Origin of the sequence: Mesorhizobium silamurunense (assembly GCF_014843825.1) — a bacterium.
Classification (GTDB): Bacteria; Pseudomonadota; Alphaproteobacteria; order Rhizobiales; family Rhizobiaceae; genus Mesorhizobium; species Mesorhizobium silamurunense.
The window spans coordinates 1-10,392 of sequence record NZ_JHQR01000205.1 but is presented as its reverse complement, the minus strand read 5'-3'; the positions used below and the strand labels follow the sequence as shown (position 1 = coordinate 10,392).

Genomic DNA, 10,392 nt, shown 5'->3' with positions numbered 1-10,392 from the left:
GGCCGCATGGCGCGCGCGGATCGCGGCCGAACCCGATCGGTTGATCGAGGTGGTACGCCGCGAACCGCTGTTCCAGTTGCTTGCCGAACGCGGCTACAGCTGGCGCGACGCCAACACGCTCGACCGGCCGACCCAGCGGCGCGCCGCCGGCGATCCGACGCCGATCGGCCGCATCGACTGGTTCTTCACCCGTGACCTGGTGGCAAGCGCGCCGGCCACTTTGCCGGCACTGTTGCCCGATGGCAGCCCGAGCGCCGAGCATGACGCGATCGTCGTGACCGTTCACCTTGAATGACGGCTGGTCAGGCGCCGCACAATACAACCTGAGAGGCCCGCTGCAGTTGCGGGCGCGCTAATCGATTCTTCAGTCGTCGAGCCCTAATCAATCTCGACTTGATTGATGCGGGAAGATCAGGTGAAGCAAGATGTTGACCGTCTATAATTGTATCGTGCATGAGCACGATCTGAGATTGGTCGCGCTTGCGGCGCTGATCTGCGGAATTTCGTCTTTTTCTGCGGTCAATCTTCTTCGCCATGTCCAGCAATCGACCAGTCGAAATCGCTATGCCTGGCTGCTGATTGCGGCCACGGCCACCGGATTTGGCATATGGGCGACGCATTTCATCGCCATGGTCGCCTTCACGCCGGGAATACCCAACGCCTATAACGCGGAGCTCTCCGCGCTGTCGCTGGCCGCTTCCGTCATCCTGACCGCCGCGGGAATGTGGATCGCCACCATACGCGGCGGCATCGATCACTACCTTGTCGGCGGCGCCGTGCTCGGCGCCGGCATCGCAACGATGCATTATACGGGCATGGCAGCGTTCGAGGTCCAGGGCAGGATCGTCTGGAATGAGCTGCTCGTCGCGCTTTCGCTGGTGGCGGGCGTCACGCTTGCATCGCTTTCGCTGATCGTCGTGCTGCGGCGACCGTCGACCCTGGCGACGATCGCCGCCGCCGTCCTTTTGACGCTGGCGATCTGCACCCTGCATTTCATCGCCATGGCGGCTGTCTCGATCTACCCGGACTCATCGATAGAGATCTCGCAATTCACGATCGCGCCGATGTCGCAGGCCTTCGCCGCCGCCACGGCAAGCATCATCATCCTGGTGCTCTCGGCCGCCGCGCTCCGCATCGATCTGCGCTTCCGCCGCCACCGGGTCGAGGCCGAACGCATGCATGGGCTGGCGAATGCCGCCGTGGAAGGGCTGATCGTCTGCGACGGCAGCCGCATCGTCAGCGCCAACGACAGCATCGCGGCGCTGAGCGGCATCGCCGCCGGCACGCTGAACACGATGACGCTTGGCGATCTCTTCGGCGAGCGGATCGCCTCCAGCATCGCCGGCGGCAACGCGCAGGCGCAGGAAGCCGAGCTGCGCAGCCTGGACGGCACCCGGATCCCCGTCGAGCTGATCGCCCGCAGCATCGACTATTGCGGCAAGCCCCACAACGTCGTCGCCGTCCGCGACATACGCGAGCGCAAGAAGGCCGAACAGGAGATCATTCGCCTCGCGCATTTCGACCCGCTGACCGGGCTTGCCAATCGCCGCAGCTTCACCGGCCGGCTCGAAGCCGAGATCGCCGCGGCGGGCGGCAACGGCAAGGGCGGGCAGCTCGCGCTCATGCTTCTCGACCTCGACCGGTTCAAGGAAGTGAACGACCTCTTCGGTCACGCCGCCGGCGACGCCGTGCTGCAAAGGGTGGCGCAATGCGCTTCGAGCGTGCTCCGCCAAGGGCAGATGCTCGCCCGCCTCGGCGGCGACGAGTTCGCCATCATCGCCCCGAACCTTCCCGATCCGCAGGCAGCCGGCCGCATCGCCGAGGCGGTGCTTTCCAAGCTGCGTCAGGAGAGCCAGCTGTCGCCCGGCGGTGAGCTGGTGTCGGCGAGCATCGGCATCGCCCTTTGCCCGCTGGATGCCGACGAGCAGGCGGCGCTGGTCAGCCATGCCGATACGGCGCTCTACCGCGCCAAGGCCGAGGGCAAGGACACCTACCGCTATTTCGAGGCTTCGATGGGTGCGGAGACGCGCGACAGGCGCGCCATGGAGCATGATCTGCGCCAGGCGGTGGCGCGCGGCGAGTTCCGGCTGGTCTACCAGCCGCAGAAGGAGATCAGCAGCGGCAAGATGATCGGTTTCGAAGCCTTGATCCGCTGGCATCATCCCGAACGCGGCAATATCCCGCCGTCCGTTTTCATTCCTGTGGCCGAGGACAGCGGCGGCATCGCCCAGATCGGCGAATGGGTGCTGGCGACGGCTTGCGGGGAAGCCGCGCGTTGGAAAAATCCGCTGACGATCGCCGTCAACGTCTCGGCGGTGCAGCTCCACAACCCGAATTTCAGCCGCAAAGTGCACGAGATCCTTCTCCGCACCGGTCTTGCGCCTGGCCGGCTGGAGCTTGAAGTGACCGAGACGGCGCTTATCAAGGATATGCCGCGGGCGCTGGCGACCTTGCGGCAGGTCAAGGCGCTTGGTGTCCGCGTCGCGATGGACGATTTCGGAACCGGCTATTCGTCCCTGTCCAACCTGCGCGCCTTCCCCTTCGACAAGATCAAGATCGACGGGTCCTTCATCAAATCGGTCGACAGGAACGGCCAGGTCGCGGCCATCGTGCGCGCCGTGCTGGGGCTGGGGCGCGGCCTCGGCCTGCCGGTTCTGGCCGAAGGCGTCGAGACGCTCGACGAATTGCGCTTCCTCGATGCTGAGGACTGCGAGATCGGCCAGGGATACTATCTCGGTAGGCCAGGCCCGATCGAAACCTTCAGCGAGCTCACCGGCGTGCCGGCGCCGGCTGCCAACGATCGCGTCATGTCGCGCGGCGGCAGCATTCTGATGCTGGAACCGGCCGCAGCATCGCGCTCGATCTGACGGTTATTCGATCCAAGGTCAGCGACGCAAACCCGGCTTCACTCGTTCGGGATCACGGTCCGAGCGCGGCTTCCACCAGCCGCTTGGCGTCGGGGCTCGACCATTCCGCCGGGCCGTTCATATGCGCGATCAGGCAGCCTTCGCCGTCGATCAGCATGGTGACGGGCAAACCCAGCGCCAGCCCGCGCGTCTTGACCTCGTTGAACAAAGCTATCGTCGGATCCCGATAATAGCCGAGCGTCTCGACGCCGATTTCCCTGAGGAATTTCTTCGGCTTGGCGTCGTCTCCGGTGTCGACATTGACCGCGACGACCTCGAAGGCGTTGCCGCCCTTTTCCTTCTGCAGCGCATCAAGCGCCGGCATTTCGGCGCGGCAGGGCGCGCACCAGGTCGCCCAAAGATTCAGCAGCACCGTCTTGCCGGCATGGTCGGCGATGGTCATCGGCTTGCCGTCGGGTCCGTTGAAGGCAAGGCTCTTCAGCGATTGCGGCGGGTCCGCGGGCTGCAGCGCCGCGACCTGGCCGACGGCCTTTGCCGCGACCTGCCTGGCATGCTCGGCCTTGGCCTTGCAGGCGACGTCGTCCTTGCCGTCGGCACGCGCGGCGGCCTGGGACGGGGCGTTGTTGCCAGAACCGCTCTCGCTGACATATACCGCGACCGCGCCGGCCAGCACGCCCGCCACCAGGGCGGCGAGGATGAGGCGCGGGGCCGGGAAGAATTTATTGCCGTCTGCCATTTTCTTAAAAACTGCTCCAGAGCACGGGTTATAGCGATGAGCGACAAGAAGGCCAGCAACCAGATGTGGGGCGGACGTTTTGCCTCGGGTCCGGCCGCGATCATGGAAGCGATCAACGCGTCGATCTCCTTCGACCGCAAACTCTACGCGCAGGATATTCGCGGATCGATCGCCCACAGCGAGATGCTGGCGCAAACGGGCATTATTTCGGCGGCCGATCAAGAAAAAATCGCTCACGGCCTGGACACGATCCTGAAAGAGATCGAAGCTGACAGGTTCGAATTCTCGACCAAGCTCGAAGACATCCACATGAATGTCGAGGCGCGCCTTGCCGACCTGATCGGCCCGGCCGCCGGGCGGCTTCACACCGCCCGCTCGCGCAACGACCAGGTGGCCGTCGATCTGAGGCTCTGGGTCAAGGAGGAATGCCAGCGCGTCGCCCGGGCGCTGAAGGATCTGATCGCCGCTTTCCTCGAACGCGCCGAGGAGCATGCCGCAACCGTTATGCCGGGCTTCACCCACATGCAGGCGGCGCAGCCGGTGACCTTCGGCCATCACTGCATGGCCTATGTCGAGATGTTCGGCCGCGACCTCTCGCGCGTTCGCGACGCCATCGAGCGCATGGACGAAAGCCCGCTGGGCGCCGCCGCCCTTGCCGGCACCAGCTTCGCCATCGACCGCCACATGACGGCGAAGGCGCTCGGCTTCCGCGAGCCGATGCGCAATTCGCTCGACAGCGTTTCCGATCGCGACTTCGCGCTCGAGTTCCTGTCGATCGCCGCGATCTGCGGCACGCACCTGTCGCGGCTTGCCGAGGAGATCATCATCTGGTCGACGCCGCAATTCGGCTTCGTCCGGCTCTCGGATTCCTTCTCCACCGGCTCCTCGATCATGCCGCAGAAGAAGAACCCGGATGCCGCCGAACTGGTGCGCGGCAAGACCGGTCGCATCAACGGCCATCTGGTCGGCCTGCTGACAGTGATGAAGGGCATGCCGCTGACCTACGGCAAGGACATGCAGGAGGACAAGGAATCGGTCTTCGACGCCGCCGAGACGCTCGACCTGATGCTGGCCGCCACCACCGGCATGGTGCGCGACATGACCGTGAACGCCGCCGCCATGAAGAAGGCCGCCGGCGCCGGTCATGCCACGGCGACCGACCTTGCCGACTGGCTGGTGCGCAATCTCGGCCTCCCCTTCCGCGAGGCCCATCACGTCACCGGCCGCGCCGTCGCTCTTGCCGAGGAGAAGAAGGTCGGGCTGGAAAGGCTCTCGCTGGAGGACCTGCGCTCGATCCATCCCGGCATCACCGAGGGCATCTTCTCGGTGCTTGCCGTACAGAATTCGGTGAAGAGCCGCGTTAGTTTCGGCGGCACCGCGCCGTCCGAGGTGAAGAAGCAGATCCGCTATTGGAAAAAGCGGCTCGCCAAGGCGTAATGCCGGGATGCAATGCGCCGAAAACTCGGCTAAAAGCGGCGGCTGGACAAAACAGTTTCGAACGGATGGATCGATGACCCGAGGCAGGATTTTGGTGACGCTCGCGCTGCTGGCGGCGGTTGTCACCGTCACGGCCTGCGGCAGGAGGGGCGGCCTCGATACGCCTTACGAGGCTGCCGTCCAGGCCCGCAAGGATGCGGAAAAGGCGAAACAGCCGCTGCCGCCCGAGCCGGAGAAACCGGTCAAGGACAAGAAGTTCATTCTCGACCCGTTGCTCTAGAGTCGATGAGATCATCCGATCTCATCGTGCTCCAATTTTCGGACCTTTTCCGTGAACCATTTCGACTACCGCGACGGCGTGCTCTACGCCGAGGATGTGGCCATCCCCGATATCGCCGCCAGCGTCGGCACGCCCTTCTATTGCTATTCGACCGCGACGCTGACCAGGCATTTCCGCGTCTTCAGGCAAGCCTTTGCCGGCCTCGACGCGCTGGTCTGCTACGCCATGAAGGCCAATTCCAACCAGGCAGTGCTGAAGACGCTGGCGAGACAAGGCGCCGGCGCCGACGTGGTGTCGGAAGGCGAATTGCGCCGGGCGCTGGCAGCCGGCATCCCGGCGAGCAAGATCCTGTTTTCGGGCGTCGGCAAGACCGCGCGCGAGATGGACTTCGCGCTCACGGCCGGCATTCTCTGCTTCAACGTCGAATCCGAGCCGGAGCTGGAATTGCTGTCGGCGCGCGCGACCGCGCTCGGCAAGGTGGCGTCTGTTTCGCTGCGCATCAATCCGGATGTCGATGCCAAGACCCACAAGAAGATCTCGACCGGCAAGGCTGAGAACAAGTTCGGCATCCCGTGGCAGCGGGCGCGCCAGGTCTATGCCCGCGCGGCGGAGCTCCCCGGCATCCGGGTGACCGGCATTGACACCCATATCGGCAGCCAGATCACCGAGCTGCAGCCCTTCGACGACGCTTTCGCGCTGCTGGTGGAACTCGTCGGCGTGCTGCGCAGCGACGGGCACGCCATCGAGCATGTCGATCTCGGCGGCGGCCTCGGCATCCCGTATCGCGTCGACAACAGCCCGCCGCCCTTGCCAGACGCCTATGCCGAGATCGTCAGGAAGCACGTCACCCGGCTCGGCCTGAAGGTGATGTTCGAGCCTGGCCGGCTGATCGTCGGCAATGCCGGCATCCTTGTCTCCGAGGTAATCTACGTAAAGGAAGGCGACGCCAAGAACTTCCTCGTCGTCGACGCCGCCATGAACGACCTGATCCGGCCGACGCTCTACGACGCCTTCCACGACATCAAGCCGGTGGTGCAGCCGCCGGCCGCCACGCCGCGCATGAAGGTCGATATCGTCGGGCCCGTCTGCGAGACCGGCGACTTCCTCGGCCTCGACCGCGATCTGCCAAGGCTGGAGGCCGGCGACCTCATCGCCGTCGCCACCGCCGGTGCCTATGGCGCGGTGCAGGCCGGCACCTACAACACCCGGCTCCTGGTGCCGGAAGTGCTGGTCGACGGCGACCGCTTCCATGTCGTGCGGCCGCGCCAGACCTACGAGGAGCTGATCGGGCTCGATTCGCTGCCGGACTGGCTGAAGTAGCGAAGCGCTAGATCCTCTGCTGGATCAGCGCCTTCGCTTCGGCGATCCTATCCTCGTCGCGGCGATAGAATATCCATTGCTTGGCGCGCTTGGCGCTGAGCAGGCCCGCCTGGGTCAGCACGCGCATATGCTCGCTGAGCGTGGCCTGGGTGATGCCGAGCTTTTCGGCGATCAGCAGCGCGCAGACGCCGTCCTCGACCAGATCGCCATCGGCTTGGCGCGGGAAATGCGCGCGCGGATCCTTCAGCCAATCGAGGATCTGCAGCCTACGCTCGTTAGCCATCGCCTTGAAGATTTCGACCTCTTGCATTTAGCCATTTTGCTAAGTTACTAATTGAAGTCAATCCCGAGGAGCAATTCATGCTGGAAACAAGCACGCTGGACAAAGGGACGATCACGCGCGAACGCATTGCCGCCGTGGAACCGCGTATCCGCCCATATGTCCGCCACACGCCGGTGATGCGCGTCGACATGGCTGACTTCGGCCAGCCGGCCTTTCCGGTCGATCTGAAGCTCGAATGCCTGCAGCATTCCGGCTCGTTCAAGGCGCGTGGCGCCTTCACCAACCTGCTCGAGCGGCAGGTGCCGGAAGCCGGCGTCGTCGCCGCTTCGGGCGGCAATCATGGCGCAGCCGTCGCTTATGCCGCCATGAAACTCGGCCACAAGGCCACCATCTTCGTGCCCGAGGTCAGCCCGCCGGCGAAGCTGGAGCGCATCCGCGGCTACGGTGCCGAACTGGTCGTCGGGGGCGCGCGCTACGCCGAGGCGCTGGCCGCCAGCGAAGATTTTGCCGAAAAGACCGGCGCCTTGCAGATCCATGCCTTCAACCAGGAAGAAACGCTCATCGGGCAGGGCACGCTCGGCCTTGAGATCGAAGCCGACCTCCCCGAGCTCGACACGCTTCTCGTCGCCGTCGGCGGCGGCGGTTTGATCGGCGGCATCGCCGCCTGGTTCTCGGGTCGCATCCGCATCGTCGCCATCGAGCCCGAGGGGGCGCCGACGCTTTACCGCGCGTTCGAGGCCGGCAAGCCGGTCGATGCGCCGGCCGAGGGGATCGCCGCCGATTCGCTGGCGCCGAAGCGTGTCGGCGAAATGATGTTCCCGATCGCCGAGGCCTTCGTCGAGCGCTCGATCCTGGTCGGCGACGACGACATCGTGGCGGCGCAGAAGGCGCTCTGGGATCGCGCCCGAATCATCGCCGAGCCCGGCGGGGCCGCCGCCTTCGCCGCAGTGCTTTCCGGCCGCTACACACCGGCGCCTGGCGAGCGCGTGGCCGTTCTGGTCTGCGGCTCCAACACAAATCCCGCGAATTTCTGACCATAACCGGGGCGAACCTCTTCACGATTTCGGAACCCGCCTCGCCTTTGCCGTGTTTGCTGGTATTCTTCTGCTCATGAGGTTCGGGCTATCCCGCCCGGGCAGGAAGGGCCGATGACGGAACGACCCACTTCCAGCGGCGAACGCGGTTTGGCCGGGCGTCTTGCCTTGAGCCGGCTGGCGACGCGGGCCTCGATGATCTTCGAGCGTGGCTGGCCGTTGCTGCTGCCGCTGGCGGTGGTCGCCGGCCTGTTCCTCAGTGTCTCGTGGCTGGGCCTGTTTCAGCGCCTGCCGGATCTGGCGCGGATCGGCCTCCTGATCCTGTTCTCTATCTCGGCGCTGGCGGCGCTCTATCCGCTGCGCTTCTTCCGCATTCCTTCCTCCGCCGAGGTCGACCGGCGCATCGAGGCGGCGAACGAGCTGCTGCATAGCCCCGTGCAGGTGCAGACCGACCGGCCAAGCGGCGCGGAGAGCCTTTTCTCGCAGGCACTGTGGCGCGAGCACCAGAAGCGCATGGCCGAGCGGCTCTCCAGCCTCGGCGCCGACAGGCCGCGCACAAGCGTGCCGGATTACGACCGCTGGGGCCTGCGGGCCGTGGTGGGACTGCTGTTCGTCACCGCCTTTGCCTTCTCATTCGGACCGTTCGGCGGCAGGATCAGCGACGGCTTCGTCGCCAGCGCCGCGCGCGATACCGTGCCGCCGCGCATCGATGCCTGGGTGACGCCGCCCGCCTATACCGGCAAGCCGCCGCTGTTTTTGACCGCCGACGTCAATCAGGCCGCGCGCACCTTCAGCGTCCCGCAGGGCAGCGACGTCTCCCTGCGCGTCACCGGCGGAACCGGCGAGGAGACGCTGAACTATGCCGACGCAAACGGCAACGACCGCGCCATCGAACCGGCCGCGCCGAAGGGTGTCACGCCCGCCGCCGCCCAGACGGGATCCAAGGTGCGCCAATTCTCCGGCAAGCTGAACGCCGACGGCACGCTGACGCTCAAGTCCGGCGAGGACGACCTCGGCCGATGGGCCTTTGCCATCATTCCGGACAAGCCGCCGACGATCCGTTTCGTCGGCGAGCCGAAGCGCGCCGTCAACGGCGCCATCGAGCTCAACTACCAGATCGACGATGATTACGGCGCGGCCTCCGCCAAGGCCGTCTTCGAGCTGTCGGATCCGCCGCCGGCCAATGCCCATCCGCTCTATGGCCCGCCCGACATGCCGCTGACGCTGCCGCGCCGCGGCGGCAAGGCGAACGCGGCCAAGACGACCAAGGATCTGACCGAGCATGTCTGGGCCGGCAGCAACATCAAGCTGACGCTCACCGCCACCGACGATGCCGGCCATACCGCCACCAGCGAAACCAGGACGCTGGTGATGCCGGAGCGGCCCTTCTCCAACCCGCTGGCGCGCGCCGTGATCGAGCAGCGCCGGCTGTTGGCGCTCGACGCCAACGCCAAGCCGCGCGTGCTCGATCTGATGGACGCGATCACGCTGCGTCCGGAGGATACTTTCGACAACATGTCGCATTACCTCGCGATCATGAGCGCGAGGAGCCGGCTGAAGCTTTCCGGGACCGACGACCAGTTGCGCAGCGAGGTGGGTTATCTGTGGGAGATCGCGCTCGGTATCGAGGAAGGCAATCTCTCGGCCGCCGAGCGGCGGCTGCGCCAGGCGCAGCAGGCGCTGCAGGACGCCATCAAGAACGGCGCCAGCGACGAAGAGCTCAACAAGGCGATGAAGGAACTGCGCGAGGCGATGAACCAGTTCCTGCAGGAATTCGCCCAGCGCGCGCAGCAGAACCCGAACGCGCCACAGATGCAGCAGAACGGCCGGGAACTGCGCCAGAGCGACATCAACCGGATGATGGACGAGATCGAGAACCTCGCCAAATCCGGTGACCGCGACCGGGCCCAGCAGCTGCTGTCGGAGCTGCAGGACATGATGAACAACCTGCAGGCCGGCCGCCAGCAGCGGGGCGGCGAGCAGGACAGCGAGATGCGCCAGCAGATGGACAAGCTGGGCGAGATCATGCGGCGCCAGCAGGAGATGATGAACGACACCTTCCGCCTCGACCAGATGCAGCGCGGCGAGCGGCAGCGCGGTGCAAATCGCGACGAGCAGCTTGGCGAGGATGGCGAGCAGGGCCAGTCCCAGGACGGGCAGAAGCCCGGCCCCGGCGACGACCGCGACCCGCTCGGCCGGCAGAAGCCGATGACGCAGCAGGAATTCTCCGACGCGCTGAAGCAGTTGCAGGAGGGCCAGGGCCAGTTGCAGAGCGAGCTCGACAAGCTGAAGAAGGGCCTCGAAGGCATGGGCATGGAGCCCAATGAGGGCTTCGGCGAGGCCGGCAAATCCATGGGCGACGCCGAACAGTCGCTTGGCGAGGGCGACGGCGACGAGGCGGTCGGCCACCAGGGCCGCGCGCTGGAGGCGCTGCG

Annotated in this window: 8 protein-coding genes and 1 pseudogene; 7 read left to right on the top strand and 2 right to left on the bottom strand. The window is 65.8% G+C overall.

Translation table 11 applies throughout. From position 1 onward, the window contains the following. Both DH10_RS22855 and DH10_RS22850 read left to right on the top strand, forming a co-directional pair. Positions 1-295 (top strand): annotated as a pseudogene (locus tag DH10_RS22855) (endonuclease/exonuclease/phosphatase family protein); the annotation flags it as partial. Positions 296-425: 130 nt separating this feature from the next. Next, on the top strand, positions 426-2,867 hold the full coding sequence (locus DH10_RS22850; RefSeq protein WP_192251427.1) for a bifunctional diguanylate cyclase/phosphodiesterase: 2,442 nt from the start codon (positions 426-428) through the stop codon (positions 2,865-2,867). Between the two features lie 52 nt (positions 2,868-2,919). Here DH10_RS22850 and tlpA read toward each other — a convergent pair whose 3' ends face one another. Next, positions 2,920-3,603, bottom strand: a complete 684-nt coding sequence (gene tlpA, locus DH10_RS22845) for a thiol:disulfide interchange protein TlpA (protein WP_192251430.1) — start codon at positions 3,601-3,603, stop codon at positions 2,920-2,922. Positions 3,604-3,639: 36 nt separating this feature from the next. On the opposite strand from tlpA, the gene argH reads away from it, so the two are divergent. The 3 genes from argH to lysA all read left to right on the top strand — a co-directional run bounded on the left by argH (position 3,640) and on the right by lysA (position 6,640). Further along, the gene (gene argH, locus DH10_RS22840; RefSeq protein ID WP_192251433.1) at positions 3,640-5,040 is read left to right on the top strand and encodes an argininosuccinate lyase; all 1,401 of its coding nucleotides are present in this window, start codon (positions 3,640-3,642) and stop codon (positions 5,038-5,040) included. A gap of 73 nt (positions 5,041-5,113) precedes the next feature. Continuing rightward, positions 5,114-5,320 carry an LPS translocon maturation chaperone LptM gene (gene lptM, locus DH10_RS22835; RefSeq protein ID WP_192251436.1) on the top strand — a complete coding sequence of 69 codons (207 nt, stop codon included), beginning with the start codon at positions 5,114-5,116 and terminating at the stop codon, positions 5,318-5,320. A gap of 51 nt (positions 5,321-5,371) precedes the next feature. After that, complete coding sequence (gene lysA, locus DH10_RS22830; protein WP_192251439.1) at positions 5,372-6,640, top strand: diaminopimelate decarboxylase; 1,269 nt, start codon at positions 5,372-5,374, stop codon at positions 6,638-6,640. Positions 6,641-6,647: 7 nt separating this feature from the next. On the opposite strand, the gene DH10_RS22825 is transcribed toward lysA, so the two are convergent. Continuing rightward, a complete protein-coding gene (locus DH10_RS22825) occupies positions 6,648-6,950 on the bottom strand; it encodes an ArsR/SmtB family transcription factor (RefSeq protein WP_192251442.1) in 303 nt (100 codons plus the stop codon). A gap of 50 nt (positions 6,951-7,000) precedes the next feature. Here DH10_RS22825 and DH10_RS22820 point away from each other — a divergent pair, with 50 nt between their 5' ends. Both DH10_RS22820 and DH10_RS22815 read left to right on the top strand, forming a co-directional pair. Further along, entirely contained in the window at positions 7,001-7,957 is a 957-nt protein-coding gene (locus DH10_RS22820; protein ID WP_192251445.1) for a threonine/serine dehydratase, read from the top strand. Between the two features lie 114 nt (positions 7,958-8,071). Next, positions 8,072-10,392, top strand: a 2,321-nt coding sequence (locus DH10_RS22815) for a TIGR02302 family protein (protein ID WP_192385365.1), incomplete at its 3' end; no start/stop codon positions are given.

Coding starts and splice junctions, on each gene's coding strand:
- DH10_RS22850 (WP_192251427.1), top strand. CDS start 426: ATGTTGACCGTCTATAATTGTATCGTGCATGAGCACGATCTGAGATTG.
- tlpA (WP_192251430.1), bottom strand. CDS start 3,603: ATGGCAGACGGCAATAAATTCTTCCCGGCCCCGCGCCTCATCCTCGCC.
- argH (WP_192251433.1), top strand. CDS start 3,640: ATGAGCGACAAGAAGGCCAGCAACCAGATGTGGGGCGGACGTTTTGCC.
- lptM (WP_192251436.1), top strand. CDS start 5,114: ATGACCCGAGGCAGGATTTTGGTGACGCTCGCGCTGCTGGCGGCGGTT.
- DH10_RS22825 (WP_192251442.1), bottom strand. CDS start 6,950: ATGCAAGAGGTCGAAATCTTCAAGGCGATGGCTAACGAGCGTAGGCTG.
- DH10_RS22820 (WP_192251445.1), top strand. CDS start 7,001: ATGCTGGAAACAAGCACGCTGGACAAAGGGACGATCACGCGCGAACGC.